Source organism: Intrasporangium sp. Soil_C_50, from assembly GCF_057656595.1.
The window spans coordinates 1,336,270-1,361,504 of sequence record NZ_JBDGKB010000001.1 but is presented as its reverse complement, the minus strand read 5'-3'; the positions used below and the strand labels follow the sequence as shown (position 1 = coordinate 1,361,504).

The 25,235-nt window shown below is 72.9% G+C and carries 28 protein-coding genes; 13 read left to right on the top strand and 15 right to left on the bottom strand.

The annotated features are described in order from the left end of the window. Nucleotides 1-82: 82 nt before the first annotated feature. The 8 genes from AC3A5R_RS06435 to AC3A5R_RS06400 all read left to right on the top strand — a co-directional run bounded on the left by AC3A5R_RS06435 (nt 83) and on the right by AC3A5R_RS06400 (nt 6,388). Nucleotides 83-1,168 (top strand): sigma-70 family RNA polymerase sigma factor, encoded by a 1,086-nt coding sequence (locus AC3A5R_RS06435; RefSeq protein WP_487619898.1) that lies wholly within the window; start codon nt 83-85, stop codon nt 1,166-1,168. Further along, a complete protein-coding gene (locus AC3A5R_RS06430; RefSeq protein ID WP_487619897.1) occupies nt 1,153-2,058 on the top strand; it encodes an STAS domain-containing protein in 906 nt (301 codons plus the stop codon). Before AC3A5R_RS06435 ends, AC3A5R_RS06430 begins: the two co-directional genes overlap by 16 nt. 26 nt (nt 2,059-2,084) lie before the next feature. Then, entirely contained in the window at nt 2,085-2,471 is a 387-nt protein-coding gene (locus AC3A5R_RS06425) for an STAS domain-containing protein (RefSeq protein ID WP_487619896.1), read from the top strand. Continuing rightward, nucleotides 2,468-2,776, top strand: coding sequence for a phosphatase RsbU N-terminal domain-containing protein (locus AC3A5R_RS06420; RefSeq protein WP_487619895.1), 309 nt, complete (start codon nt 2,468-2,470; stop codon nt 2,774-2,776). The genes AC3A5R_RS06425 and AC3A5R_RS06420 overlap by 4 nt, the downstream gene beginning before the upstream one ends. Nucleotides 2,777-3,003: 227 nt before the next feature. Further along, entirely contained in the window at nt 3,004-3,564 is a 561-nt protein-coding gene (locus AC3A5R_RS06415) for an ABC transporter substrate-binding protein (protein WP_487619894.1), read from the top strand. A gap of 266 nt (nt 3,565-3,830) precedes the next feature. Further along, a complete protein-coding gene (locus tag AC3A5R_RS06410) occupies nt 3,831-4,145 on the top strand; it encodes a hypothetical protein (protein ID WP_487619893.1) in 315 nt (104 codons plus the stop codon). A gap of 6 nt (nt 4,146-4,151) precedes the next feature. Further along, the gene (locus AC3A5R_RS06405) at nt 4,152-5,381 is read left to right on the top strand and encodes a peptidase MATCAP family protein (RefSeq protein WP_487619892.1); all 1,230 of its coding nucleotides are present in this window, start codon (nt 4,152-4,154) and stop codon (nt 5,379-5,381) included. After that, nucleotides 5,378-6,388: an ATP-grasp domain-containing protein gene (locus AC3A5R_RS06400; RefSeq protein WP_487619891.1), complete on the top strand. Its 1,011-nt coding sequence runs from the start codon at nt 5,378-5,380 to the stop codon at nt 6,386-6,388. The genes AC3A5R_RS06405 and AC3A5R_RS06400 overlap by 4 nt, the downstream gene beginning before the upstream one ends. Nucleotides 6,389-6,409: 21 nt before the next feature. Here the strand turns inward: AC3A5R_RS06400 and AC3A5R_RS06395 are convergent, their stop codons facing one another. The 7 genes from AC3A5R_RS06395 to AC3A5R_RS06365 all read right to left on the bottom strand — a co-directional run bounded on the left by AC3A5R_RS06395 (nt 6,410) and on the right by AC3A5R_RS06365 (nt 13,250). Then, the gene (locus AC3A5R_RS06395) at nt 6,410-6,907 is read right to left on the bottom strand and encodes a VOC family protein (RefSeq protein WP_487619890.1); all 498 of its coding nucleotides are present in this window, start codon (nt 6,905-6,907) and stop codon (nt 6,410-6,412) included. Nucleotides 6,908-6,914: 7 nt separating this feature from the next. After that, nucleotides 6,915-7,730: a maleylpyruvate isomerase family mycothiol-dependent enzyme gene (locus AC3A5R_RS06390; protein ID WP_487619889.1), complete on the bottom strand. Its 816-nt coding sequence runs from the start codon at nt 7,728-7,730 to the stop codon at nt 6,915-6,917. A gap of 53 nt (nt 7,731-7,783) precedes the next feature. Next, entirely contained in the window at nt 7,784-8,449 is a 666-nt protein-coding gene (locus AC3A5R_RS06385; RefSeq protein WP_487619888.1) for a nitroreductase family protein, read from the bottom strand. A 39-nt stretch (nt 8,450-8,488) separates the two neighbouring features. Next, nucleotides 8,489-9,427, bottom strand: a complete 939-nt coding sequence (locus AC3A5R_RS06380) for a universal stress protein (RefSeq protein WP_487619887.1) — start codon at nt 9,425-9,427, stop codon at nt 8,489-8,491. A 183-nt stretch (nt 9,428-9,610) separates the two neighbouring features. Then, nucleotides 9,611-10,273, bottom strand: coding sequence for a response regulator (locus AC3A5R_RS06375; protein ID WP_487619886.1), 663 nt, complete (start codon nt 10,271-10,273; stop codon nt 9,611-9,613). A gap of 61 nt (nt 10,274-10,334) precedes the next feature. Continuing rightward, a complete protein-coding gene (locus AC3A5R_RS06370; RefSeq protein WP_487619885.1) occupies nt 10,335-11,966 on the bottom strand; it encodes a sensor histidine kinase in 1,632 nt (543 codons plus the stop codon). A 234-nt stretch (nt 11,967-12,200) separates the two neighbouring features. Further along, nucleotides 12,201-13,250 (bottom strand): zinc-dependent alcohol dehydrogenase family protein, encoded by a 1,050-nt coding sequence (locus AC3A5R_RS06365; RefSeq protein ID WP_487619884.1) that lies wholly within the window; start codon nt 13,248-13,250, stop codon nt 12,201-12,203. 119 nt (nt 13,251-13,369) lie between these two features. Here AC3A5R_RS06365 and AC3A5R_RS06360 point away from each other — a divergent pair, with 119 nt between their 5' ends. After that, a complete protein-coding gene (locus AC3A5R_RS06360) occupies nt 13,370-14,269 on the top strand; it encodes a universal stress protein (protein WP_487619883.1) in 900 nt (299 codons plus the stop codon). A gap of 131 nt (nt 14,270-14,400) precedes the next feature. On the opposite strand, the gene AC3A5R_RS06355 is transcribed toward AC3A5R_RS06360, so the two are convergent. Further along, nucleotides 14,401-14,877 carry a CoA-binding protein gene (locus AC3A5R_RS06355; protein ID WP_487619882.1) on the bottom strand — a complete coding sequence of 159 codons (477 nt, stop codon included), beginning with the start codon at nt 14,875-14,877 and terminating at the stop codon, nt 14,401-14,403. Between the two features lie 98 nt (nt 14,878-14,975). Then, nucleotides 14,976-15,896, bottom strand: coding sequence for a TIGR03618 family F420-dependent PPOX class oxidoreductase (locus tag AC3A5R_RS06350; protein ID WP_487619881.1), 921 nt, complete (start codon nt 15,894-15,896; stop codon nt 14,976-14,978). A 241-nt stretch (nt 15,897-16,137) separates the two neighbouring features. Here AC3A5R_RS06350 and AC3A5R_RS06345 point away from each other — a divergent pair, with 241 nt between their 5' ends. The 4 genes from AC3A5R_RS06345 (at nt 16,138) to AC3A5R_RS06330 (ending at nt 20,248) form a co-directional block, all read left to right on the top strand. Further along, nucleotides 16,138-16,656, top strand: coding sequence for a CcdC protein domain-containing protein (locus AC3A5R_RS06345; RefSeq protein ID WP_487619880.1), 519 nt, complete (start codon nt 16,138-16,140; stop codon nt 16,654-16,656). A gap of 397 nt (nt 16,657-17,053) precedes the next feature. Further along, complete coding sequence (locus tag AC3A5R_RS06340) at nt 17,054-18,190, top strand: sensor histidine kinase (protein ID WP_487619879.1); 1,137 nt, start codon at nt 17,054-17,056, stop codon at nt 18,188-18,190. Beyond that, complete coding sequence (locus tag AC3A5R_RS06335; RefSeq protein WP_487619878.1) at nt 18,187-18,984, top strand: response regulator; 798 nt, start codon at nt 18,187-18,189, stop codon at nt 18,982-18,984. Before AC3A5R_RS06340 ends, AC3A5R_RS06335 begins: the two co-directional genes overlap by 4 nt. 115 nt (nt 18,985-19,099) lie before the next feature. Next, complete coding sequence (locus AC3A5R_RS06330; RefSeq protein ID WP_487619877.1) at nt 19,100-20,248, top strand: acyltransferase family protein; 1,149 nt, start codon at nt 19,100-19,102, stop codon at nt 20,246-20,248. A 35-nt stretch (nt 20,249-20,283) separates the two neighbouring features. Here AC3A5R_RS06330 and AC3A5R_RS06325 read toward each other — a convergent pair whose 3' ends face one another. From AC3A5R_RS06325 to flgN, 6 genes are all read right to left on the bottom strand, one after another. Next, nucleotides 20,284-21,258, bottom strand: coding sequence for a TerC/Alx family metal homeostasis membrane protein (locus tag AC3A5R_RS06325; protein WP_487619876.1), 975 nt, complete (start codon nt 21,256-21,258; stop codon nt 20,284-20,286). 138 nt (nt 21,259-21,396) lie between these two features. Further along, nucleotides 21,397-21,576 (bottom strand): DUF7489 domain-containing protein, encoded by a 180-nt coding sequence (locus AC3A5R_RS06320; RefSeq protein WP_487619875.1) that lies wholly within the window; start codon nt 21,574-21,576, stop codon nt 21,397-21,399. Nucleotides 21,577-21,760: 184 nt separating this feature from the next. Further along, nucleotides 21,761-22,123 carry a flagellar assembly protein FliW gene (locus AC3A5R_RS06315; RefSeq protein ID WP_487619874.1) on the bottom strand — a complete coding sequence of 121 codons (363 nt, stop codon included), beginning with the start codon at nt 22,121-22,123 and terminating at the stop codon, nt 21,761-21,763. Further along, nucleotides 22,120-23,001 (bottom strand): flagellar hook-associated protein FlgL, encoded by an 882-nt coding sequence (gene flgL, locus AC3A5R_RS06310; protein ID WP_487619873.1) that lies wholly within the window; start codon nt 22,999-23,001, stop codon nt 22,120-22,122. The genes AC3A5R_RS06315 and flgL overlap by 4 nt, the downstream gene beginning before the upstream one ends. 1 nt (nt 23,002) lies before the next feature. Beyond that, the gene (gene flgK, locus AC3A5R_RS06305; RefSeq protein ID WP_487619872.1) at nt 23,003-24,424 is read right to left on the bottom strand and encodes a flagellar hook-associated protein FlgK; all 1,422 of its coding nucleotides are present in this window, start codon (nt 24,422-24,424) and stop codon (nt 23,003-23,005) included. Nucleotides 24,425-24,474: 50 nt separating this feature from the next. Further along, nucleotides 24,475-24,951: a flagellar export chaperone FlgN gene (gene flgN, locus AC3A5R_RS06300; RefSeq protein WP_487619871.1), complete on the bottom strand. Its 477-nt coding sequence runs from the start codon at nt 24,949-24,951 to the stop codon at nt 24,475-24,477. Nucleotides 24,952-25,235: the final 284 nt, after the last annotated feature.

The window sequence follows — 25,235 nt, the reverse complement described above, 5'->3', positions numbered from 1 at the left end:
CAACCCTCACATTCCGGGTGGCCGAGGCGCCCCGGCCGACCTCCGCCGTGGCAGTTTCGGTGGCGATGGGTACTTCCACGGGGTGGGCGCACCCGGTCGCGACGGCGAGGGAATCGGTCATGCGGCGCAGGACGTCGCAGACCTCATCCCCGTCGTCCGGCGCATCGTGGGCGCCCGCCTGGGGTCTCACCCGGCAGCAGAGGACCTCGTCCAGGAGACCCTGACGCGCGTCCTGGCTGCCTCCGACACGATCGAGCCGGGCATGCTGCAGCCGTACGCCATCGCCACGGCACGCAACGTCGTCGCGAGCCTGTGGCGGGAGGAGGATCGCCGGCGCCGCAACCAGCACCGCGTGGTGGACCTCAGCACGCCCGAGCTGCCGGAGGACCACCTGGTGAGCGGCGAGGACAACGGCGCGATGACACGCGCGCTCGCCCACCTCAGCGAGCAGGAACGACAGCTGCTGATCGACCACGAGGTCGAGGGCACGACCACCCGGGCCATCGCCGAGACGGCCGGCAGCACCGCGGGGGCGGTCGGCGCCCGGCTCAACCGCGTCAGGGCCCGGTTGCGCGTGGAGTACCTCCTCGAGCTGGAGGACGCCACGACCGTGACGGACCGGTGCCGGCCGGTCCTGCTCGCGCTCAGCGGCGGGGACCAGCGCCGACAACGTGAGGTCGGCGCGGCCCAGCACCTGCTCGAGTGCGAGCTGTGTGCGCGGCTGAGCGAGCCGCTCCTCGAACGAGGACAGGGCCGTGACTCCGACATCGTGCGCATCGCGATCGACCGGGATGCGGACATCGTCCGGGCGCGTGGGGCTGCTCGCGAGCTCGCCTCGCGGCTCGCCTTCGGGGCCACGGAGCTGACGCTCATCGCCACGTCCGTCTCGGAGGTGTGCCGCAACATCGTGCGGTTCGCCGGCAGGGGCGAGGTCGTCGTCGAGCTCGTCGAGCCGACCGAGCAGGACCGACGCGGACTCCGGGTGACCGCCCGCGACAGCGGTCCGGGCATCGCGGACGTCGACCGGGCGATGCGCGACGGGTTCAGCACGTACGGCGGCCTGGGGCTCGGCCTTCCCGGCGTCCGGCGTCTCATGGACGACTTCGCCGTGCTGAGCGGGACCGGGCACGGCACCACGGTGACCATGACCAAATGGGAGAGGACCTGACCATGGAGGACCAGCACACCGACGACGGCCGTGAGCAGAGCGGTGGGGGCGAGCACCTCCTGTCGCAGCTCGTCGCGCACCTGCGCGAGCACCGCACCCGTCTGCGTGAGGAGTGGGCCGAACGCATCCACCAGGCCCATCTGCTCAATGCCATGACACCGCAGGAGATGGCGGCGGAGACGACCTCCGTCTACGACAACTACGTCGAGGTGCTCGAGACCGGCAGCGTCGAGGCGCTGCAGCACTACGCCCGTGACCTGTCCGAGCGCATCATCCCGCGCGGGGTCGAGACCCACGAGGTCGTCGGTATCGTGCTGCTGCTGCGCGACGTCCTGGCGCGCTCGCTCTTCGAGAAGTACCAGCGCGACTTCGCGCTGCTCAACGAGGTCCTCGACGCCTACGAACCGGCAGCGAACCGCATCGCCAACACCGTCGCCGTGAGCTTCGTCGACGAACGCGAACGCGTCATCCGCCAGCAGCAGGACTCGATCCGCGAGCTGTCGACGCCGGTGCTGCCGGTGCGCGAGCGGCTGCTCATCCTGCCGATCATCGGCGTGCTCGACAGCGAGCGCGCCCGACAGCTCACCGAGCAGCTGCTCACCGGCATCCGCACGCACCGCGCCAAGGTCGTCGTCATCGACATCACCGGTTCTCCCGACGTCGACGAGGCGGTTGCCAACCACCTCGTGCAGACGGTCGACGCGTCACGCCTCATGGGTGCGAGCGTCATCATCACGGGACTGTCGCCGAAGATCGCCCAGACCCTCGTCACCATCGGGGTCGACCTCAGCAAGATGAACACCATCGGCGACCTGCAGGGAGGTCTCGAGGAGGCGGAACGACTGCTCGGCTTCAGCGTGATCCGGAAGGAGGTCGGCACCAGCTCGTGAACGGCGGCCCCGCTCTCGTGTCGATCATGCGTCAGGGTCACACCCTGATCGCATCGATCCACACCGCCCTCGACGACTCGGAGCTCGCGCGCTTCGAGCGGGACCTCGTCGACCGCATCGGCCAGCACCGGTCGCGTGGGGTGCTCATCGACGTGGCGGCACTCGATGTCATCGACTCGTTCGCAGCGCTGACGCTGCGCCGGATCGCCGAGATGGCGCGGCTGCGTGGGGCCCGGACGGTGATCGTGGGGATCCAGCCCGAGGTGGCCTTCACCATGGTGCGGCTCGGCCTCGGGCCGGGTCACGTGCCGACGGCGCTGGACCTCGAGGAGGGTCTGGTGCTGCTGGCGACGCTCGTGCAGCCCGCACCGTCCGTCGCGCCCCCGGACCTCGACCCCGAGGAGCGCCGGTGACGCCGCTGCCGGCGCACGCGGACGAGCTGGACCGTTTCGCGCGCAACTACCGCCCGCTGCTGCTGCGGTTCCTGCCCCAACGGGCCGAGGGGGTGAGGGCGGAGGCCTACGACCTGGGCCGTGCCGCCTTCGCCGACGGCGTCGCCCTGCTCGACGTGTGCCGGATCCACCAGGAGGTCACCGGCGAGGTGCTGTCCGACGCCCGACCGGACGAGGTCGTGGACGTCCACGCCACGTCGGGCGAGCTGCTCCTCGAGCTGCTCGCCGCGTACGAGATGACGCACCGGGCCGCGTCCGGACGCTGACCTGCGCACCGGACGCCTTGGCGGCTGGTGCATGACGCGGCGACGTCGTGGGCCGCCGGCACGCCTGGCGGGGGCCAGCGGCGCCTGCGGGCGGGAAACGGGTCCGACCGGCCCGAACCGGCGCCGTCCGCCGTCCACGAGGCCGCGTCATGCCGGGTTGCCCTCGGCATCGTCAGTGGTGACCGACGGCCCACCGGCCTCCCCGCACGAACCAAGGAGAAACGCCCATGAAGTTCGCCACCAAGCTGTACGCCAGCGGCGCCGCCCTCGCGACGACGGCCGCGCTGGGACTCGTGCCCGCGGCCGCCGCCTCTGCGGCACCGTCCGCCGCACCGTCCGCGACACCGGCAGCGCCCGCGGCGGCGACGCCGAGGGCCACCGCGTCCTCCACGATCAACCAGGTCATCGCGGGTGTCGGCACCTTCACCGGCTCCTTCACGCCGACGGGCTTCAGCAACCAGAACGGCGCCCTCGGCGTCACGGGGCTGGTGACCGGCACGCTCACCAGGCCCGACCGCACCGTCGTGCCGGTGTCGCAGACCGTCACGACCACGGTCCAGAACGCGACGACCGCGGGCTCGTGCGACATCCTCAACCTCGTCCTGGGGCCCCTGCACCTCAACCTGCTCGGGCTCAACGTCGACCTCAACCAGGTCGTCCTGAACATCACCGGCCAGACCGGCGCCGGCAACCTGCTCGGCAACCTGCTCTGCGCCGTGGCGGGCCTCCTCGACGGCAACGGCATCAACGGCCTCGCCACCATCCTGAACCGCCTGCTCGGCCTCTGACCGTCACGGTTCTCCCGCCTGTTCCCAGCCGTCTCCGTGCCGGCGTCCGGAGACGCGAGGTGGCGCCGGATCCCTTCCCAGCGCCGGCTCGCCGGTGCCCCGCGACCCGCCGGTCGCGGGGCACCACCCCGGGGCTCCGCGGCACGCCGGTGACCAGCGCTTCCGCCGCGGAGCCCGAACCAGAAGACACGGAAAGCCCACGTCTGCCGCCCCCTTGGCACACTGAAGGGGAACCGGCTCGGGGCGACACAGCAAGGAGCCACGGCATGCGACCCCTCACCACGAACGACCCGGTCGGCGCCCTCGTGCTCTACACCGGGCTCCCGGACGCCGTCCTCGTCACCCGCCCCGACGCCGTCGACGCCGGCCGTGTCCTCGGGGAGCACCACCCCGGCACCGTCACGGACGTGGACGCTCAGGAGGGCGTGTGCGTGTCCTTCCTCGGGCTCGAGGACGAGGCCGTGTGCCGTGCCCGGTTCGCACCGGAGGCCGATGGTCACGTCCCGGGTCTCGTGCACGTCTCGGGCGCCGAGTGGGAGGCTGCCAGGACCAGCGGCTGGTGGTCGAGCCTGGCCGGGTGACCGCGGGTGTCGCCCTCCGTGTCGTCGTCCGAGTCGTCGCCCGCATCGTCCTCGGCGTCGCCCCCGACCCCCAGCCTGGCGTTCGCCCTCGAGGTCGATGCCGCCCTCACCGCGCTGGAGCGCGAGGTGGACGTGCTGATCAACCTGACGCCCACCAATGCGGCCGAGGCGTGGGCCGACTTCGAGCGCAGCGACTTCGGTGCAGCGCCCGTCCTCCGCCTTCGGGCCCTGGACTTCGAGCCCGACCTGGTGCGTCGCGCCCTCTACGACCTGGCGGTCGAGGACGTCACGGACCCGGCCCTGCACGCGCTGTTCCGGGCCAAGCGCGACGAGATCGCGCGACAGGTCACGCTGCTCGAGGACCGCGACACGACGCGCTTCGTCCACGGGTCGCTGCAGCTCTACGGCGAGGTCGCGCCGTCGCTCGTCAGCGCGGCCGTGCGGCTGCTCGAGCTGATCCCGCCACAGGCGCCGAGCGGCCACAGCGTGACGGCCGGTGTCTTCGCCGACGCCGCCACGGCCGAGTTCGAGCGCTACCGGCTGCTCCACCCGGACTTCCCGGTCGCCCTCGAGGTGCGTGACGACGTCTCCGAGCTCATGGTCTCCTTCGGGAGGTTGCTGATCCCCGAGACCGCCGCCATCCGTGCGGACCGGGTGGAGCCGCTGCTGCACCACGAGGTGGGCACGCACGTCGTCACCTACCAGAACGGCGCGCGACAACCACTGCAGCTGTTGACGATCGGCCTTCCGGGCTACGACGAGACCCAGGAGGGGCTGGCCGTCCTCGCGGAGTACCTGACGGGTGGGCTGGACCCGCGGCGCCTTCGGGTGCTCGCGGGGCGGGTGGTCGCCATCCGCCGGATGCTCGACGGCGCCGACTTCGTCGAGATCTTCGAGTCGCTCCGGCGCGAGCACGCGATCCCCACGAGGACCGCGTGGTCGATCGCGATCCGCGTCGTCGTCGGCGGCGGTTCGGTGAAGGATGCCATCTACCTGCGCGGGATCACCCGACTGCTCGAGTCGCTGGCCGAGGGCCTTCGCCTCGATGCGCTCCTCGTCGGCAAGCTCGCGCTCGACCACGTGCCGCTCGTCCAGGACCTGCTCGACCGCGGTGTCCTCCGTGCTCCGTGGGTGCGACCCCGCTGGCTCGACGTCCCGGGGGCGTCCGCGCGTCTGGAGAAGCTGCGCTCGGGCGCGTCCGTCACCGACCTCTACGAGGGGAGCCCCTCCGCATGAACATCGCCTTCTTCGTCAACGACGTCGACTCCGAGGTCGACGAGTACACGACGACCCGCCTGGCGCGTGCAGCCGCACGGGCCGGGCACGAGGTCTGGTACGTCGGCGTCGGCGACGTCGAGATGGGTCGGTCCGACGGCCTGGTCGCGCGCTCACGCCCGGCCCGGTCCGACGACGGCGACTCGCTCGAGGAGTTCATGGCGCGCCTCAAGGAGGCCGAGAGCGAGCGGACCGGGATGGACGAGCTCGACGCGCTGTTCCTGCGCAACGAGTCGATCGAGGACCTGCAGAGCCGGCCGTGGGCGGTGCCCATGGGCGCCATCGTCGGACACATGCTCCAGGCCCGGGGCGTCACCGTGGTCAACGACCCGACCTCGCTCCTGCGGGCGACGAGCAAGCTCTACCTCGAGGAGTTCCCCGAGAAGATCCGGCCCCGGTCGCTCGTGACGCGCGACCCGGGGGCCATCGAGGCCTTCGTCCGGGACGTGGGCCACTCCGTGGTCAAGCCGCTCTACGGGGCCAAGGGCCGGAACGTTTTCATGGTCGGCGGCGCCGACGACGCGAACCTCGCCCAGATGACCGAGGCCGTGCTCGAGGACGGCTATGCCGTCGTCCAGGAGTTCGTCGACGGCGGCGAGGACGGGGACGCGCGGATCTTCGTCCTCGACGGCGAGATCCTTCGGCTGGACGGCACGTTCGCCGCGTTCAGGAGGGTGCCCGCGGGGAACGACCCTCGTGCCAACATCAGCGTCGGCGGTCACCCGGTCCCGCTCGAGGTCGGTGAGGTCGAGCTCGGGGTCGTCGACGCCATGCGGGACAAGCTCCTCGCCGACGGCATGTTCTTCGTCGGGCTCGACGTCATCGGCGACACGGTGGTCGAGATCAACGCCGAGAGCCCGGGAGGGCTCCAGAGCATCGAACGGCTCTACGGCATGGACGTCTGCCCGACGGTCATCGAGGCGCTGGAGCGACGCGTCCGGGGCGGCGATGCCGCTACCGGGACCTGACGGAGGGCGCTGCGCCCGGGGTCAGAGGACCGTGGTGCCGTACATCTCGCCGAGCGGGTCGGCGATGAGCTCGAGCCGGGCGCCGTTGGGGTCGCGGAAGTAGATCGACGTGCCGCTCTCCTGGACGTATTCGACGCCGGCGTCGTCGAGTCGGCCCCTGAGGCGCTCCCACGTCTGCGGCTCGACGGAGATGGCGATGTGGTGCAGGCCTCCGAGCACCTCCGCGTAGGGGCCCACGTCGAGCCCCGGGAAGTCGAAGAACGCCAGCAGGTTGCCGTTGCCGATGTCGAAGAAGAAGTGGTTCGAGCCCTTGTAGTCACGGTTCTCGAAGATCTCCGTCAGCGGGAACTCCAGGACGCCCTGGTAGAACCGGATGGTCTCCTCGACGTCGCGGGCCACGACCGCGAAGTGGTGCAGGCCTCGCGCGCTCGAGACCGGGCGGCGCTCGGCGGCCCGGAGGTACGTGCCGCGGATCCGCTCGCGCTCGGCGTCGATGGCGGCGAGGTCGATCTCGGTCATGCGTGCCTCAGATCCTGAAGAAGATGTTGAGGAAGCGATCCGCCACGGCGCGGTCGCCCCTGATCGTGCCCGCGTTGCTGCGCCCGAACGCCGTGAGCACGAAGCTGCCGGGGTCGAACTCGAGGACGGTGAGGTCGGTCGCCTCCCCAGGAGCGTACGAGAACCCCTCTTCGGTCAGGGAGACACGCGTGTCGCCGGCATGGGGACCGGACGTGATCCGGATGCCGATCTCGCACGCGTCGTCGGGGGTGACCGGCCTGGTCGTGTACTGCCACAGCACGAACATGAAGGGCGTGAGCAGGTCGGCCGCCTCGCCCGAGAGGCCGTGCGCGCGTCCGGTGCCCTGGCGGATGTCCCAGGAGTGGACGCCGTAGTCCATCAGCTGGAAGGCGGGGTAGAAGAAGGACGGCAACGGCCCCATGTAGAAGTGGGCTACCTGCAGACCGGTCCAGTCCTCGTCGGTCAGCTCGTCGAAGGTCTTCATCATCGTGTCGAAGTCGGTGCGTGCTCGCGCCACCAGCTCCTCTCGCGGCAGGTCCCGGAGCGCCTGGGCCATCGTGTCGACGCGCTGGGCCATGCCGGGCAACCCGTACGCCGGTGGCACCTCGCGGTGGTTGCGCGCGGCGTCGAAGGCCACGAAGTACGACTCCGTCGTGTCGACGAGGTGTCCGACGACGTCGCGGACCTGCCAGTGTCCGGCGCCGGTGGGCGCAGCCCAGGCCGAGTCCTGGTCGACGAGGGCGAAGAACTGCTCCGCCTCCTGCCGCACGACTCGCAGGATCGTGTTCTTGCCAGCCGGGGTCATGGCGTTCCAGTCGTCCATGCCCACACCTCCGCGGACGAGTCGGTGAGCGGTAGTTGCGCCTTCAACTCAGGCTAGTCCTGCAGGGGACCGCCGTTCCAGTGCTCGCGGTGGGTCATGTCGGCCACGGCCACCCGGCGCAGCCGCGTCAGCTGGCGGACCGGCTTGCCGAGGGGGAGGACCGCTGCCACGGCGAAGGGCTCGGGGATGCCGAGCAGCCGTTTGAGGGCCGGCTCCTCGGCGACCGCCATCGTCGTGATGGTGCCCCCGAAGCCCTCGTTGCGGGCGGCGAGCAGGATGTTCCACACCAACGGGTAGACCGAGGCTCCCGCGACGACGCCGACGCGGTCGAGGTCCTGGTCCAGCGCGGCCACCGCCCGCAGGTCGACACAGACGACGAGAACCACCGCGGCCCGTCGCAGCGGCTCGGTGACCCAACCCGGGACGGCGGTCTGCGCGACGTCCTCCTCGGTGACCGAGCTCGGGGTCCACGCGCTCCACGGGCCTTCGCCGGCGGCCCGCTGGGCGTGGTAGCGCCGGGCTCCGGGCTCGGTGATCTCCACCAGCCGCTCCCGGACGGCGGGATCGCGGACCACGACGATCTGCACGCCCTGCCTGTTGCCGCCGCTGGGTGCGAACCGCGCGTTCTCGAGGATCGTCTCCAGCACGGCGTCGGGCAGCGGGTCGTCGGTGAAGTCGCGGACGGCGGCCGTGGTGCGCATGACCTCGTACAGGTCCATGCGGGCACCATAGCCCCGCACGCGCGACCCGCGAGGGCCCTACGTGCGCAACGGGCTCGGGACGGCGGTGCTCGGGACGACGGTCACGGGGCAGGACGCGTGGTTGAGCACGGCACGGCTCACCGAGCCGAGCACCATGCGCTCGAGCGGACCCAGCCGTCGCGACCCCAGGACGAGGAGCCCCGAGCGTCGCGAGTCCCCCTCCAGGGTCGGTGCAGCGGGGGTCTCGGGGGTGACCAGCTCGACCACGAGGTCGTGGGCGACCTGTTTGGCCAGCCCCGCAGCGTCCTGAGCGGCGCCCCGAGCCATTCCGAACCGCGTCCGGGCCCACTCGTTGATCTCGGCCGGCGGCTGGTGCGCCAGCCCGGCCGCGCCCTGGTTGAGCAGGGCCCACGCCGAGACGATGCGCAGCGGGACGCCCCACCGGGCCGCCTGGTCCGCGGCGAAGCGCACGGCGGCGCCACTCGGTTGCAGGTAGTCCACGCCCACGGTGACCGGCCGTCGCCGGTCCGGCTCGTCGACGGCGCCGCGCACGACGGTCACCGGACAGTAGGCGTGCCGAGCCACCGACGCGGACACCGAGCCGAGCACCGCCGACCCGAACGCCCCGTGCCCGCGGTTGCCGACGACGACCAGCCGTGCCTCCTCGGAGGCGTGGATCAGCGTCGACGCGGCAACGCCGGCGATCTCGGTCAGCGTCACCGCGGCATCGGGGAGGAACTTGGCGGCCAGCTGCCTCGCGTCCTCGACCCGGGCCTCGGGCAGGTGGTGCGGACGGGCGGGCACCACCGCCAGGGCCACCCCGATCGGCACCGCCCACGCGTCGTGGAGCGGCAGGGCCGTGACCACCTCCAGGTGGCACCGGCGGTCGGCGGCGGCACTGGCCGCCCACTCGAGGGCTGCCGCGGCGCACGCGGAGCCGTCGTAGCCGACGACGATCCTGGACCTGCGCGGCGGCGTCGACCTCTCCGCGTTCATCGGGGTCCTCCTCGGCCGCTCCGGTGGGGGCGCCGAGGCACCTCGTCGCGGCGCTGGGTCCACTGTCGGGTGCAGCGCCGGGATCCGGTCGGGCCGAAGGTCCCCCCATCGGTGGGTGACGGACCTCGGGTGCAGCGTCCGCCAGACGCGCCAACGCGCGAGACGCGCCGGGCCGTCACGTCGTCAGGGCTTGTGTCCCTCCGCCGCCGAGTCGGGCGACTGGTGGACGGCGACGTAGACGGCGGCCTGGGTGCGCCGCTCCATGCCGAGCTTGGCCAGCACCGACGTGACGTAGTTCTTGACGGTCTTCTCGGCCAGCGACATCGCCTCGCCGATCTGACGGTTGGTCTCGCCGGCCGCGACGTGGTCCAGCACGCGTCGTTCCTGTGGGGTGAGGGACCGCAGCCGTGGGTCCCTCTCCTGCCCGTCGGCCCAGCTGGCGCGGAGCCGGTGGGCCCGAGCGGTGTCGAGCAGGTTCTCCCCGGCCGCCACCCTCTCGACCGCCTCGACGAGGCCGTTGCTGCGCACGTCCTTGAGGAGGAACCCGGAGGCGCCGGCGAGCACCGCGGCCGCCAGCGCGTCGTCGTCGTCGTAGGACGTGAGGATGAGGCACGCGATCGTCGGGTCGACGGACCGGACCTGCCGGCAGGCCTCGATGCCGGAACCGTCGGGGAGCCTGACGTCGAAGACCGCGACGTCAGGGCGCAGGGCCGGGATCCGTCGAGCAGCCTCGGCCGCGAGTCCGGACTCTCCGACGACCTCGAACCCCGGGTTCGCCTCGAGCAGGTCGCGCAGGCCGCGTCGCACGATCTCGTGGTCGTCCAGGAGGAAGACTCTGATGGTCACGGCTCTCACCTCTCGTGTCGTCGACGGCTCGTCGGCGGGTACGTGCCCGCCGACCGACGTCTCACCCGCGCGGACCTCGCCGCCTCGCGCCGCGGCCCACAGCCACCGGGGGTCGGAGCGGGACCGTCCAGCGCACCCGCGTCCCGCTCGGCTCGACCCCGTCGATGACCAGCTCGCCCCAGCGGGCGGCCGCACGGTGCTCGAGGTTCGCGAGCCCACTGCGGCGGTCGGTCGAGGTCATGCCGACGCCGTCGTCGGTCACCTCGACCGTGAGGACGTCCCCGAACGACACGCGAACCGTCGCCGTGCTGGCCTCCGCGTGACGGGACACGTTGGCCAACGACTCGCGGACGACGGCGAGGACGTCGGCCCGAAGTCCCTCGTCGTCCTCCTCCGGCTCGCCCCGCACCTCGAGGGAGGGCAGGAAGCCGAGCGTCGGGAACCAGGAGGTCACGACGTTCTCGAGCTGGTCGACGAGGCTGCCGCCGGGGGCGACCGTGTGCAGCTCGAAGATGGTGGAGCGGATGACCTTGATGGCCTCGTCGAGGCTCGTGACGGCCTCGTCCAGCCGGGACCTCACCACGGGGTGCATGGCGAGCCGTGCCGCCGCCTGGAGGGACAGGCCGGTGGCGAAGAGGCGCTGGATGACGTGGTCGTGCATGTCGCGGGCGATCCGGTCCCGTTCCTCGAGCATGGCGAGGTGCTGGCGGTCCTCCTGCGCGCGCGCCGCGACCACGCCGAGCGCCGCCTGCCGGGCGAAGAGCTTGAGCATCGACAGAGCCAGCACGGGGGCGTCGTCCTCGCCGACGCGCCAGTGGACGAGGAGGTGGCCGATCGCACGCTGGCCCGTGGAGATCGTCACGAAGGCGGCCGGGACGTCGTGGTCGACGCCGGCCAACCGCAGCAACGTCGCGAGCAGCGGCTGGGCGGGGACGGGCCCGGGCAGCACCTGGTCCGCGCCCACGACCGCCGGCCAGTCCTCCTCCGACTCGAGAGCGGGCCAGGACCGCCACGGCACCGGGCGCTCGGTCGGCTCCGCGTCGTACAGCGCGCGCACCCGCACGGTCGCGGTGCCCTCGTCACGCAGCGCCACGAGGCCCAGCCTGGCCTCGGTGAGCCGGCAGGCGTCCTTCGCGACCATCGTCAGCGCGGCATCCTCGTCATGACCCTCGAGCAGGCTCTGCGTCAGCTCGTTGACCGACTCCGCCCAGAGCCGCTGCTGCTGGCTGCGGGCGTAGAGGCGGGCGTTGTCGATGGCGAAGCCGGCGGCGCCCGCGAGGGCGACGAGCATGGCCTCGTCGTTCTCGGAGAACTCATCCTGCCCCTGCCGCTCCGCGAGGTAGAGGTTGCCGAAGACCTCGTCGCGGATGCGGATGGGGGCGCCGAGGAAGCTGGTCATGGAGGGGTGACCGGGCGGGAAGCCGTAGGAGTCCGGGTGGGCCGAGATGTCGGTCAGTCGCTGGGGCCGCGGGTCGCGGATCAGCAGGCCGAGGATGCCGTGCCCCGATGGAGGGTCCCCGATCCGGGCACGCTGGTCGGCGGTGACGCCGTGGGTGATGAACTGCATGAGGTGCTCGCCGTCGGGGCCCAGGACCCCGAGGGCCCCGTACCGTGCGTTGACGAGCGCGCAGGCGGACCGGACGATCCGCTGCAGCACCTCGGCGAGCTCGAGGTCCTCGCTGATGGCGGTCACGGCGTCCAAGAGTCCCCTGAACTGAGCATGCGAGCGCTGCGCCGAGTCCGCCCTCGAACGGAGCTCCTCCATGAGGTCGTCGACGCGTACAGACCTGCCCTCAGCCCCTCGCCGCAGGCGACGATCGGGCTCGGCGTCCGAACCCATGGCTCGAGCATAGGCTTCCGCCGGCGGCTGGTGTCCGCGTTGTTGCGATGTTCCCGACGCGACGCACCACCGGCGTCGGACCGGCCCTCACGAGACACGGACGTCGAGCACGGCGACGCCGGCGAACCGGCCCTCCGAGAGGTCGTCGAGGGCGCGGTCGGCCTTCTCGAAGGGGTAGCGGACGACGTCGGCGCGCACCGATAGCGCGGTGGCCAGGCGCAGCAGCTCCTCGCCGTCCGCCCGCGTGTTCGCGGTCACGGAGGTGAGCCGCTTCTCGTGGAAGAGGTGTTGCTGGTAGTCGAGCGGTGGGACCTGGGTCACGTGGATGCCCGCGAGCGCCACGGTGCCGCCGCGGTCCAGGGCGGCCAGCGCGAGCGGCACGAGCTCGCCCGCGGGCGCGAACACGATGGCTGAGTCCAGGGGGACCGGGGGCGCGTCGTGCGGGCCGCCGGCCGAGGCGACCCCGAGGGAGAGCGCGAGCCGACGCGCCGACTCACCGCGGGTCAGGACGTGCACCTCGGCGCCCTCGGCCATCGCGATCTGCGCGGTCAGGTGCGCGCTGGCGCCGAACCCGTAGATGCCGAGCCGGCCTCCGGGCGGCAGCGCTGCCCGGCGGAGCGAGCGGTAGCCGATGATCCCGGCGCACAGCAGCGGTGCCGCCTGCTCGCTCGGCAGCCCGGGAGGCAGCGCATAGGCGTAGGCGGCGGGCGCGACGACGAGCTCGGCGTAGCCGCCGTCGGCGTCCCAGCCGGTGAAGGTGGCCTGCGGACACAGGTTCTCGCGGCCCGCGCGGCACCAGCGGCACGTGCCGCACGTGCCGCGCAGCCAGGCGAGCCCGACGCGGTCGCCGACGGCGAAGCGCTCGCCGTCGGGCCCGACCTGCACCACGTGCCCCACCACCTCGTGGCCGGGGACCACCGCCGGCCGGTGCACCGGCAGGTCCTCGTCGGCCACGTGGAGGTCGGTGCGGCAGACGCCGCAGACCTCCACCTGCAGGAGCACCTCGCCGGGGCCGGGAGTGGGGACGTCACGCTCGCCGAGCCGGACGCGCTCACGGCGCCCCGCCCTGCCGGTCACCTCCCACGCGCGCATGCGCGACGGACGCGGGCGGGCGCCCGGGTCCTCGTCGACTGCCATGTGTGCTCCCCCTCCGCCGACGCCAGCCTGCACCCGGGCCGTGAGCCGCGACAAGGCCCTTCGGCCCTTCTCCGGTGCCGGGGAGCGACCGAGACTGGGCGGCAGCGAAGGAGCACGACATGACGAACCGGTCGGGGTCCGGGCCCGTCCTCATCGGGTACGACGGCCGTCGAAGCACCCACGCCGCCTTGGCCTGGGCGGCGCACGAGGCCGCCTCGCGCGGGCGGGCGCTGCACGTCGTCCACGCGCTGACCGGCGACGACGAGCCCCACCCCGGGTCGAGCGCGGCCCACGAGGCCCAGGCCGCCACCGACGCGGCGCTCGCGCTCGTCGACCGGCTCGCGCCCGGGCTCGAGGTCCGTGCCGAGACCATGGTCGGGCCGCCCGCACGCGAGCTCCTGGCACGGGCGCGCACCTGCGCCGTGGTGGTGCTCGGGGGCCGGCGCGACGACGACGAGGCGCTGACCCGGGGCCACGCCGTCGCGGAGCAGCTCGCCGGCCGGTGCGGCTGCCCGCTCGTCGTCGTCCGGGACACCGCCCACCTCACCGCCACGCCGAGCTACGCCGGCCGCGCCGGACACCGTCAGCGAGTGGCCGTCGGGGTCGACGGCAGCGGCTCGTGCGGCGCGGCGCTCGCGTTCGCCTTCGACCGGGCGAGCCGGCTCGGTCTCGGCCTCACCGTGCTGACCTGCCGGTGGCGTCAGGAGACGTGGCCGCACGGCGCCGATGCGGTCGACTGGGCGGCGCCGCCGCAGGAGGAGCAGGCCCGCCTCGTCGGCGAGGAGCTGGGCGGCTGGCGCGACACCTACCCGGACGTCGACGTCGAGACCAGGCTGGTCGGTGGGCACCCGGTCGACGCGCTCATCGAGGAGTCGGCGGCCTCCGAGATGCTCGTGCTGGGCAGCCGGGGCTGCGGCGGGTTCGAGGGTCTGACCCTCGGATCGGTGAGCCGCCGGGTCCTCACCCACGCCCGTACCCCGGTCGCGGTCGTGCCCTCCGACCCGCGACCGGTGCACTGACGCGCGACGGACCCGGGGCCGATGCCGCACCGACGCCCGACGGGTGCGGGTCGCGCGCCGGGCGCGTCGCCGGTTCAGTGGTCGTTTCGGCACAGCGGTTCTCGCGCACGTCCGACGACGGGTCGGGCGGCTCAGACCTGGCGGGGCACGTTCCCGGTCAGGCTGAACATCCAGCGCATCACCTTGTGGCCGGTGTCGGCCGTCGGCTCGAACATGAGCGGGCAGCCGCCGTCGATGACCGTCATCCCGTGACCGCGACCCCACTGGGTCGCCTCCTCGGAGACGCTCCCGGCGCCGGGACCGCGGTGCATCCACACCTGCTTGATGCCCAGCCCAGCGCACTCCTCGAGGGTGGCGAGGGCGTGATCGGGACGCGTCCCGATGACGACGGCCTCGACGCCGCCGGGGATGGCCCCGAGGTTCGGGTAGGCGGTGTCGCCCTCGACCTCCGACGCGTTCGGGTTGACCGCGAAGACGTCGTAGCCGCGAGCCCGAAGCCGCTGGTAGACGGCGTTGCTGCCGTGCGAGGCGGGGGTGCGCGAGACGCCCGTGACGGCAACCCGCTTGTGGCTCAGGAAGTCTGCTGCGGCGTCGTTGATCGATGGCATTCGCTGCGCCCCCTCGCGGCGGCGCGTCGATCGCGCCGCTCCTCGACGCGTCCACGATCTCCCGACCCGCCGCGCCCGGGCAGGGCCGAAGGTCCCGATCACGGGCCGGCGTGGATCGCGTCGCACGTGACATGACGCGCGTGGAGGCGGCAGATGACGCGAGTTTCCTTCGAGGCCAAGGCCGCTGGGTGGACGTGGCCGTAGAAGCCCGACTGGTCGGTGTATGTCCGGGTCAGGGCGTCGAGGTGCTCGAGCGCGCCGTCGCGTACCAGCTCCACCTCACCGCGGATCTGCACGTAGCGCGACGTGTCGTCCGGGTCGACGACGAGCAGGCTGGCGCTCGGGTCGGCGAGCAGGTTGCGGCCCTTCTGCCGCTCGAGGGTGGTGTTGACCCGCGCGCACTCGCCGTCGGTGTCGAGCCACACGAGGCTCGACTGCGGCCGGCCGAGGGAGTCCATCGTCGTGAAGACGCCGCAGATCCCGCGGCGGAGCAGGTCCAGGTGGGAGCGGGGGACCGGGCCGCCGGCGTCGGCCGTCGCCGTCGTGGCCGACGCCGACGGTGGGCGTGGCCCGCCGGCCGGGCCCGGCCGGCCGGGGGAGCGCGGCTCCTCATCGACCGCCACCACGTGCCGGGGCCGGATCCGGCACAGGACCGGGACCTCGGTCTGCGCGTAGTGCGCCGGGACGACGTCGCCGAAGTACCGGACCGGCCGTCCGGCGTACGCGGAGGCGATGGCGTCGAGGTGCTCGTGGGCGCCGTCCTCGTCGAGGCCGACGACGGTGCCGCGCACCTCGAGGTAGCGCAGTGGCCGGCGTGGGTCGTAGCCCAACACGGCCACCTGAGGCCGGCGACGCATGTTGCGCTCCTTGGCGAAGCCCCGCATCGTGTTGACCCGCAGCACGTCGCCGTCGAGGTCGCACCAGACGACGGAGGTCTGCGGACAGCCGTCGCGCGCGACGGTGGTGAGTGCGGCGACGCGCGGGTGCTGCGCGAGGTCGGTGTGGGAGGCGGGGATCACGCCGGCGGCGTGACCCGCTCGCGGAGCGCGGGCCGACATCCTCACCCCTTGAGGTTCGCGCCCTCGGGCCCCGGGCGTCAGGGGCGTTGGTCCCCGAGCCGAGTCGAGCCTCGTCTCCACCCGTGGGTGGAGAACCGGTGATCCACCCGTGCGCCGATGCCGAGGGCACCGCCTCGTTCCTACCGTCAGAGGACAGGCGGCTCACGGTGAGCCGCCGGACAGCCCGGAAGGAAACACCGCCATGTCGACCGCTCAGTACCTGCTCAACGGAGCGCTCCTGCTCTTCATCCTGGGTACCAACCTCGGCACCCGACGGCTCTCGCCCAGGCGGCTCCTGCTCCCGGTCGTCCTGGTCGCCGTGGCCGGCTCGTTCTTCCTGCGGGACGTGCCGACCATCGGTCACGACGTGCAGCTGGAGGCCGTCGGCGTCGTCGCCGGACTGGCGCTCGGAATCGTCGCAGGCCTGCTCCTGCGGGTCGAGCGTCGTCCCGACGGCATCGTCACCACCTCCGCCGGGCCGGCCTACGCCGCGCTCTGGGTGGCCGTCATCGGCGGCCGCGTCCTCTTCGCGTACGGCGCCGACCACTGGTTCGGCCGACACATCGGGGAGTTCTCCCGCGCGCAGCAGATCACCGGTGCGGACGCGTGGACCGCGGCGTTCGTCCTCATGGCGCTGACCATGGTCGCCGCCCGCGTGGCGGTCACCGCGGCCGCCGCGGCCCGCACCGGTCGCGACCGCGACACCGCGGTGACGGCATGAGCGCGTCTCCGGTACCCGCCGGCGGCCCGGTGATCCCGGGTCGCCGGCGGGCGCGCGTCACCGGCCCCGCCGGCCCCCGGCAGGCCCTGGTCGCCGGGCTGGTGGCCCTCGGGGGGAGCCCCACCGTGACGGTGGCCGGGGCAGTCGTCATCCGGGCACTCATGCCGGACGCCTCCGGAGCCATCCGCGCGCTGGTCGTCCTCGCGACGGGCCGTGACGACGCCCCCTGGCCAGACCGCTCCGCCCGTCCGGCACCGAACCTACAGTGACGGATGTGACCTCTCGATGGCGCCGCACGCTGGGACCGGCGGACCCGGTCGACCCGGGATGGCGTCATGGCCTCGTGGTCCTCGGGACGGTGTGTGCGGTGGCGGTGACTCTCGGCATGGTCCCCTCCATGGCCCAGTGGCGCCCGGGCACGGCCTGGGTGGTCCTGGCGGGCGTCGGGCTGTGGCTCGTCGAGCTGTACCGCACCCCGCGGGACCGCGTCCTGGAGGCTGCCACGCTCCTCGGCGTCGGTGCCGCGGGCGCGCTGCTCAACGCGCTGGCGCCGCAGTCGCCAGGGTTCGTCCTGACGTTCTTCGCCGTCTCCGGCCTCGGGATGCGATTCCCGCTGCGGCCCGCGGCGGTGCTCAGCGCGGTGCTCGTCGTCGCGGTCGACGTCGGTATCGTCGCCACCTCGACCCAGGTCGCGACGTCGGTCACCACGAGCGACGTCGGGTTGGCCTTCGTCTTCGTCGCGGCGGCTGCCACGCGCAGTGCCCGCACCGCGAACGCCCGCACGACCGTTCTGCTCGCCGAGCTCGAGGAGTCGCGCGCCGCGCAGGAGGCCGCGGCCGCCCTGGCCGAGCGGGCTCGTCTGGCTCGCGAGATCCACGACATCCTCGCCCATTCGCTGTCCGGCCAGGTCATGTCGTTGGAGGCCACCCGGATGCTGGCCGAACGCACCGGCTCCGACCCGCGTGTCGTCGCCGAGATCGAACGGGCCCACCGGCTGGCCAAGGACGGCCTCGGCGAGGCCCGACGCGCGGTGGGTGCCCTGCGCGGGGAGGCCCTTCCCGGGCCGGAACGCCTGCCACAGCTGGTCCGCGACGCCCAGGCAGCACAGCAGGTCCGGGCCACCCTGGAGGTCCACGGCCAGTCCCGGCCGCTCGCCCCGGACGCCGGCCTCTGCCTGTACCGGGCGGCCCAGGAGGCCCTCACCAACACGGCGAAGCATGCCGGCCGGGGCGCGAGCGCCCGCCTGGTGCTGCGCTGGTCGCCCGACGCGGTGCAGCTGGAGGTCACCGACACGCGACGACCCGGCAGCGCCCACGCCCCCGAGCCCACCCCGGAGGCACTGCCGTCCGGGGGCTACGGCCTGACCGGGCTGCGTGAACGGGCCGAGCTCGCCGGTGGCAGCCTGACGACCGGTCCCACGGTCGACGGGTTCCGCCTCAGCCTCACCCTGCCGACCCGGCACGGGACCGACGCCGCCTGGGACTCGCCCGTCGGGCAACCGCACGGCACCCCGACTGCCGGAGGGGCGCGATGACGGTGACCGACCCGCCCGCCCAGGACCCCACGCGGGTCCTCGTCGTCGACGACCAGCGGGTCGTCCGGGAAGGGTTGCTCATGCTGCTCGGGCTCATCGACGGCCTCGAGGTGGTCGGGGCGGCGACGGACGGCGAGGAGGCCCTCGGCCTCGTCGAGGACACCGACCCCGACGTCGTCCTCATGGACCTCAACATGCCCCGTCTCGACGGCATCGAGGCCACCCGCCGCCTGACCGAGAGCCACCCCCACCTGCCGGTCGTGGTGCTGACCACCTACACCGACGACGAGCGGGTCTTCGCCGCCCTCCGGGCCGGCGCCCGTGGCTACCTGACCAAGGATGCCGGCGCGGACGAGATCCACGTCGCCATCACCGCCGCCACGTCGGGGCGGGCCCACCTCGACCCGGACGTGCAGCGGCGCCTGCTCGACGCCCTCAGGGCCGGCGAACCCTTCGGTGTCACCGATGCCGGTCCCGCCGGTTCGGAGGCGGCCCCCGTCCCTCCGGATGTCCCCGGCGTCGGGCACGTCGTCGCCTCCGGCGCAGAGGGACTGACACGTCGCGAGCTCGACGTCGTCCGGCACATCGCCGCCGGGCGTTCCAACGCCGAGATCGCGGCGACGCTGTTCGTGTCGGAGGCGACGGTCAAGACCCACATCAACCACGTCTTCGCCAAGACCGGCGTGCGCGACCGGGCCCAGCTCGTCGCGTACGCGTTCCGCGCCGGGCTCGCCGACCCCACCGACGGCCCCCCTTCTCCTCCAAGGGCGCCCGAGGGGCCGGCCCCAGGGTGACTCCTGCGTCACAGCGGCCCTGGCGTCGGTGCCGCGCCTTCTAGGCTGGAAGTGGCACCCGCGGCCGGTCGCGGTCACCCGCCGAGCGGCCCGCACGGAGCCCGGAGGTGATGGCATGAACGCCGCGACGACATCCTTGGCCCACCCCGTCACCCGTCCCGGCGACGGAGCGAGGTCCCTGTGGGCCGACAACCTCAAGGTCGTCCTCATCGCCGGCGTCGTCGTCGCGCACACGACGATGGCGTGGACGCACGTGGGCAACTGGGTCTTCCTCGAGCCGCTCGTGCGCGACCCGCTGCTGTCGGTGCTGTCGCTGGCCACAGCGACCGTGGGCCTGTTCGGCATGCCACTCTTCTTCCTCGTGGCCGGGTACTTCACTCCGACGTCTTTGTCGCGCAAAGGACTTCGGCGGTTCGTGGCCGACCGCGCCATGCGGCTGCTCCTGCCGATGCTGGCGTTCGCGCTCCTGCTCAGCCCACCGATCGAGTTCGTCGACCCCCAGAACGCCGGCTGGCCGGGTGGGTTCTGGGAGTTCCTGCCGCACGTCCTGTGGTTTCCCGTGCCCGGACCGACCTGGTTCCTCGGCGTCCTGTTCCTGTTCTCTGTGGGGTACGGCCTCCTCCGGCAGGTCCGGCCGCAGCCAGAGCACGCGGCCGGTGCCCCGGGGGCCGGCTCGCTGCTCGCCCTCGCGCTCGCCGTCGCGGTCGCGGGCTTCCCGATCATGGCGGTCGCGCCGCTGGGGCAGGAGGTCTGGCGCCTCGCCATCGCCCAGGCGCCGGCCTGGCTCACGGGCTTCGCCCTGGGCGTCGTCGCGCGCGAGCGCGACTGGCTGCCGTTCGACCGCGAGCACGCGCGGCGCATCCGCTGGACCGCGTGGACGGCCCTGTCCGGGTGCGCCCTCGTCTTCGTCGGCGCCGGCGTCACGGGCGCGGACCTGACGCTGCTGCTCGGCGGCGGCTCGTGGCAGTCCGCCGTCGTCGCGCTCGTCGAGGGCCTGCTCGTCGTCTTCGCCTCGCTCTGGGTCGTCGACCTGTTCGAGCGGAGGTTCGACGCGCAGGGCACCCGTGGCGCGGCCCTCAGCAGAGCGGCCTACGGCGCCTTCCTCGTGCACCAGGGCGTGCTCGTGGCGCTGGTGCTGGGCTCCCACGCGCTGGCCTGGCCGCCCGAGATGGCCTACCTCGCCGTCACCACCGCCGGGGTGGTGGGGTCGTTCGCCGTCGGTGTCCCGCTGGCGCACGTCCCCGGGATCCGGCGCGTCGTCTGAGGCTCGGGCGGGGACGGGCGCCGTCCTGGACGGGCTCAGGACGAGGTGGCGCGCTCGTCGAGCCAGTTCTTGCCGAGGCTCGCGAGCGCCGCGGAGACGAGGACGACGACGATGAAGCCGAGCGAGGTGACGATCCCGATCTCCGGCAGGGGCACCGAGCCGATGCTGTCGATGTGCGACCCGTGCAGGGCCTCGACGATGAGCTTGACGCCGATGAAGGCGAGGATCGCCGACAGCCCGATGTTGAGGTAGATGAGTCGCTCCAGCAGGCCCCCGACGAGGAAGTACAGCTGGCGCAGCCCCATGAGCGCGAACGCGTTGGCGGTGAAGATGACGAAGGCGTCCTGGGTCAGCCCGAAGATCGCCGGGATGGAGTCGAGGGCGAACACGACGTTGGCCAGCGCGATCGCCGACACCGCGATCACGAGCGGCGTCCAGTGGCGGCGCCCGTCCTGGCGGACCGAGAGCCGGTCACCGTGGTAGTCCCGCGTCATCGGCAGGACCCGGCGCATGGCCCGCAGCACCCGGTACTCGCCGAACTCGGGCTCGTCGTCGCCACGAAGCAGCGAGATCGCCGTGTAGATGAGCAGGATGCCGAACAGGTAGAAGGTCCACGAGGCCGCAGCGATGAGGGCCGACCCGGCGAAGATGAACACGGCACGCAGCGCCATCGAGATGACGATGCCGAGGTAGAGCACCTTGTCCTGGGCGAAGGAGGGTACTGCGAACTTCGTCATGATGATGACGAACACGAAGAGGTTGTCGACCGAGAGGCTGTACTCGGTGATGTAGCCGGAGAAGAACTCGGCACCGGTGCGCCCGCCCACGGTCAGGGACAGCACGAGTCCGAAGAGCACGGCCAGCGACACGTAGAACGTGACCCACTTGACCGACTGGCCGAGCGTGACCTCGCCGTCGCGGCGGGCGATGACCCGCAGGTCGACGAAGACGATGACGGCCAGCAGCGCGAGCGTCGCGGCCCAGGCATAGGCGGGGATGGTGCTGATCATCGGAACCTCCGGAGGCGTACGTCATCTCCGGAGGTCTCCTCCGCCGACACCGTCGGCCCCGGACACCGGAACAGCAGCGGTGCTGTTCGTGATGACGACATCCGGAGTTGGGAGTACTCCCCTCCACCGCGGGGGACCTTATCGGCCATGACCTCGCGACGCATGCCGGAGTCCGGATCGTGGCGAGCTGCACCCCGGGGGAAGCGTCGGGGCCTGCCGCTGCGGCCCGGGACCTGTCAGGCGGCGGCGGTAGAGGTTGGACCCGTCGAGCAGACCGCGGGACTTCCTGACGACGGTGCCGTCCCAGGACTCAGCCATGTGCACGTTCCTTCCGGTCGGCGCCAGAGCGGTTCGTGGCGCGTGAACCACTCTGGCGTGGCCGTGCCCCGTGGTCATCGGTCGAAGGTCGCGACCTGCCCGTCCGAAAGTCGCGGACGCGGGTCGGAGGGGTAGGGCGCGACTCCGGTCAGCCGGGTCAGCCGGGTCAGCCGGGTCAGCCGGGTCAGGCGCCGAGCGGAGCGCGGAGGTCCCAGCCCTCGAGGATGGCCTGGACGGCACGCCCCTCCGCCTCGTTGACGAGGACGGGGGCGGCCAGGTTGACGGACGTGCCGGACGCGCCCGGCGTCGCGACGACGAGGATCCGCGCGGGCTCGTCGGGCTCGAGCCCGATCGACGCGCTGGGCGCGGCGACCTCGGGGGAGTACGACGGCGCGTACACCGCGGCGTCGAGCACGAAGAGGCGAACGTCGGGAGCGTCCGACGGGCGAAGGCTGAAGACGCCCTCCGCGCCGTCGACGGCGTCGAGCTGGTAGACGGTGTGCGGCGCGAGGCCGGGCAGGGGCTGCTCGAAGACGAGGGTGCTCATCGCAGGAACTCCGTGAGGCTGGGCTGGAGGACCTTCGCCGTGACGGCGAGGGCGGCTTGGTAGGCAGTCTGCTGCAGCTGGAGGTCGAGCACGGCCTGGCCGAGGTCGACGTCCTCGAGTGCGGTGCGGCGCGAGGTCAGGGCGGTCGTGGCCTCGGCCGTGGCCTGGCTCGCCCGCTGGAGCAGGGCCGAACGCGTACCGGCCTCGGCCCGCGCGGCGACGACGTTCCTCATGGCGCCGTCGAGCGCGCCGAGCCGGGCCGCCGGGTCGACGCCGGCGCGCAGGTCGGCGGCGATGTCGTCGAGGACCGTGAACGCCGACGTCGCGCCGGTGCCGAACGCGGTGCGGCCGTCGGTGTCGACGGCCACGGTGGTGTCGGGCCCGACCCGACGCGCGACACTGCCGGCGGCGCCGTTGAAGGTGGGCGGGGTGCCGTCGGTGAACGCGGCGTCGGCGTCGGACGTGCCGGCGAAGACGCTGCGGCCGAGGTAGCGCGTGTTGGCCGAGGACAGCAGGTCGGTGCGCAAGCCGTCGACGACGGTCGCCAGGGCATCGCGGGCGTCTTGGGTGAGCGAGCCGTTGCCGCCCTGCACGACGGCGTCGCGCACCTGGCGCAGCAGGCCCGTCGCACCCTCGAGTGCGGAGTCGACGGTGGACAGCCAGGCAGTGCCGTCGTCGATGTTGCGCTGGTACTGGGCCTGCGCAGCGAGGTCGCCGCGGACGCGGAGCGCGTCGCCCGTGCCGGCGGGGTCGTCGGACGGACGCGTGATGCGGGCCCCCGACGTGGCGGTCTGCTGGGCGGAGGCCAGCCTCGACTGCCGCTCGCCGAGCGCGCGCTGCGCGGCGAGGGACATCGACTGGTCGGTCACACGGAGCATGTCAGCGTCCTACCATCCCGGTGCGGTTGATGAGGGTGTCGAGGGCTTCGTCGACGGCGGTGAGCACGCGGGCCGCGGCCTGGTAGGCGTGCTGGGAGGCCATCAGGCTGACGCTCTCCTCGTCGAGGCTGACCGACGCGCTGGAGATCTGCGCGTGCTTGGCGTTGCCGGCCGCGGTGTCGGCGATCCCCGTCTGCTGCGTCGCGGCCCGGGACGCGCTGCCCGTCGCCGTGACGAACGCGGCCCACCGCGCGTCGGGGGAGCCTGCGCCACGGGCGATCTGGGCGATGGCGTCGGCGGTGCTGCCGTCGAGCGCGCCGGCACCCACGGCCCCGGTGGCGAGGCCGGACGCGTCGGTCGGGACGACGGACAGCCCGCGCGCGGCGGGCAGGCTCGGGTCGAGGCGGAAGAAGTCGAGCCCGGTGACCCCCGTGGAAGTCTGGCCGGCGCGGTGCACGGCATTGACCGAGGTGGCGATCGTGGTGGCGACCGCGTCGTAGGACGCCGCGGCCTCGGCGATGGCGCCGCCCGCTCCGCCGGCTGCCGGAGCGAGGGTCGAGAGGGCGCCGGCGATGCTGCCGCCCTCGAGCCCGACCTCGTGGCCGGGCTGGTCGGCCCACTCGAGCCGCAGCGCCGAGGAGGTCGTGTCGGCCATCGACGCCGCGCCGGTCAGGGCGACCTGTCGCGCCGTGTCGCCGCGGACGAGCGCGTTGCCGCCGAGGTACACGGTGACGGTGCCGTCGGCCTCGTCGCGGACCGAGGCGCCGGCGAGCGAGGAGATCGACTCGGTGAGCCGGGCCCGCGCGTCGATGAGCTCGCCGGGCGAACCGCCCTGGGCCACGGCCGACCTGATCTGCTTGTTGAGCGAGGCCACTTGCGCGGCAGCGTCGTTGAGGGAGGCCACCATGCGCCGGGTGTCGGTCGCGGTGTCGTTCCACTGGACCTCGAGGGACGCACGCCCGCTGCTCAGCGTGCCGGCGAGCTGACCTGCGGCGCTGAGCAGCGCACTCGACGCCCCCGCCTCGCCGGGGTGGTTGGCGACGTCCTGCCACGCGGACCAGAACGCCTGCAGACGCGTCGAGAGCCCGTCGCTGCCGGGCTCGCGCAGCGTCGCCTCGATGCCGTCGAAGGCCGCCGAGCGCTGCGCCGTGTACCCGGCCGAGGAGGCGGTCGTGCGCACCGACGCGTCGAGCAGCGCGTTGCCGAGACGGGCGATGCGGTCGACCGAGACGCCTTGTCCGGCCTGGGGGCCCGTGGCGCCGGGCCACATGGGCGCGGGGGCGCCGACCGAGGACTGCTCGATGCGCTGGCGCGTGTAGCCGTCGGTGCCGACGTTGGCGACGTTGTGACCGGCGAGGTCCATGGCCTGCTGGGCCGCCGACAGCCCGCGGTAGGCGGTGTTCAGGGCGCCGAAGGTGCTCATGGTGACCCTTCTGGTGAGAGGTTGGTCGAGAGGTCTGGTGGGGAGACAGGTCAGAGGTTGCGGTCGAACAGGTGCGCCTCGCCCTGCGCGGCCGCCCGTCCCTGCGAGTCGTAGGTCGTGGCCGCGGCGTCGGTCGTCGCGAGCGTCTCCTGCGTGGATCGCGCTGCAGCCCTGAGGAACTGGGCGTTTGCATCGCGCAGCTGGCGGATCGCTGCGGACTGGTCGGTCATGGCCGTCAGATGCGCCGACAGGATGTCGGCCCAGGCCGCCTCGGTGGCACCGGCGGCGAGGTCGCGCAGGCTGGCGTCCTCGGGCAGGCCCCACTCGTGGGCGACCGCGGCTGCGGCAGAGGCCCGTTCGAGGCCGGCGACGCGCAACCGCTCGAGCACCTGTTCGACCTCACGGGTCGCGTGCGAGAGCCAGCGCGTCTTGCCCGCCGTGAGGAGCAGCTGCTCCTCCTCGAGCTTGAAGGTCAACAGGTCGAGGAGCTCACGCTCGTACCAGAGCAGGGCCGACAGGTCCTGCACGGTCGACCCGGCCGTCGCCCCGGAGCCGCCGTCCCCGGCCTTTCGAGCCCCGCCATCCACTCGAGCTTCCCCCATCCGACAGACGTCGCGGACCGGCGCACTCCGCACCGTCAGTCTCCACTATCGGCAGCGGCACGGGACGGATTAGGCCCCGGGTAAAGACGCGGTAAATCCCAAGATCCCCTCGATGGTCACTAACGCGCCGGGACGGCCTGCCGACAGTGGCGGCTGAGGGCCCACGGACGGGCCCGGAACCACCCACCCGTTTCATGGAGGAACCCCAG

Excerpts from the sequence above, each read along its gene's own strand:
- AC3A5R_RS06330 (WP_487619877.1), top strand. The coding sequence starts at position 19,100 with ATGAACGCCGCGACGACATCCTTGGCCCACCCCGTCACCCGTCCCGGC.
- AC3A5R_RS06325 (WP_487619876.1), bottom strand. The coding sequence starts at position 21,258 with ATGATCAGCACCATCCCCGCCTATGCCTGGGCCGCGACGCTCGCGCTG.
- AC3A5R_RS06365 (WP_487619884.1), bottom strand. The coding sequence starts at position 13,250 with ATGGCAGTCGACGAGGACCCGGGCGCCCGCCCGCGTCCGTCGCGCATG.
- AC3A5R_RS06400 (WP_487619891.1), top strand. The coding sequence starts at position 5,378 with ATGAACATCGCCTTCTTCGTCAACGACGTCGACTCCGAGGTCGACGAG.
- AC3A5R_RS06380 (WP_487619887.1), bottom strand. The coding sequence starts at position 9,427 with ATGAACGCGGAGAGGTCGACGCCGCCGCGCAGGTCCAGGATCGTCGTC.
- AC3A5R_RS06395 (WP_487619890.1), bottom strand. The coding sequence starts at position 6,907 with ATGACCGAGATCGACCTCGCCGCCATCGACGCCGAGCGCGAGCGGATC.
- AC3A5R_RS06390 (WP_487619889.1), bottom strand. The coding sequence starts at position 7,730 with ATGGACGACTGGAACGCCATGACCCCGGCTGGCAAGAACACGATCCTG.
- AC3A5R_RS06430 (WP_487619897.1), top strand. The coding sequence starts at position 1,153 with ATGGGAGAGGACCTGACCATGGAGGACCAGCACACCGACGACGGCCGT.
- AC3A5R_RS06345 (WP_487619880.1), top strand. The coding sequence starts at position 16,138 with ATGTCGACCGCTCAGTACCTGCTCAACGGAGCGCTCCTGCTCTTCATC.
- AC3A5R_RS06315 (WP_487619874.1), bottom strand. The coding sequence starts at position 22,123 with ATGAGCACCCTCGTCTTCGAGCAGCCCCTGCCCGGCCTCGCGCCGCAC.
- flgL (WP_487619873.1), bottom strand. The coding sequence starts at position 23,001 with ATGCTCCGTGTGACCGACCAGTCGATGTCCCTCGCCGCGCAGCGCGCG.
- AC3A5R_RS06385 (WP_487619888.1), bottom strand. The coding sequence starts at position 8,449 with ATGGACCTGTACGAGGTCATGCGCACCACGGCCGCCGTCCGCGACTTC.
- AC3A5R_RS06415 (WP_487619894.1), top strand. The coding sequence starts at position 3,004 with ATGAAGTTCGCCACCAAGCTGTACGCCAGCGGCGCCGCCCTCGCGACG.
- AC3A5R_RS06360 (WP_487619883.1), top strand. The coding sequence starts at position 13,370 with ATGACGAACCGGTCGGGGTCCGGGCCCGTCCTCATCGGGTACGACGGC.
- AC3A5R_RS06320 (WP_487619875.1), bottom strand. The coding sequence starts at position 21,576 with ATGGCTGAGTCCTGGGACGGCACCGTCGTCAGGAAGTCCCGCGGTCTG.
- AC3A5R_RS06355 (WP_487619882.1), bottom strand. The coding sequence starts at position 14,877 with ATGCCATCGATCAACGACGCCGCAGCAGACTTCCTGAGCCACAAGCGG.
- AC3A5R_RS06340 (WP_487619879.1), top strand. The coding sequence starts at position 17,054 with ATGGCCCAGTGGCGCCCGGGCACGGCCTGGGTGGTCCTGGCGGGCGTC.
- AC3A5R_RS06425 (WP_487619896.1), top strand. The coding sequence starts at position 2,085 with ATGCGTCAGGGTCACACCCTGATCGCATCGATCCACACCGCCCTCGAC.
- AC3A5R_RS06410 (WP_487619893.1), top strand. The coding sequence starts at position 3,831 with ATGCGACCCCTCACCACGAACGACCCGGTCGGCGCCCTCGTGCTCTAC.
- AC3A5R_RS06335 (WP_487619878.1), top strand. The coding sequence starts at position 18,187 with ATGACGGTGACCGACCCGCCCGCCCAGGACCCCACGCGGGTCCTCGTC.
- flgK (WP_487619872.1), bottom strand. The coding sequence starts at position 24,424 with ATGAGCACCTTCGGCGCCCTGAACACCGCCTACCGCGGGCTGTCGGCG.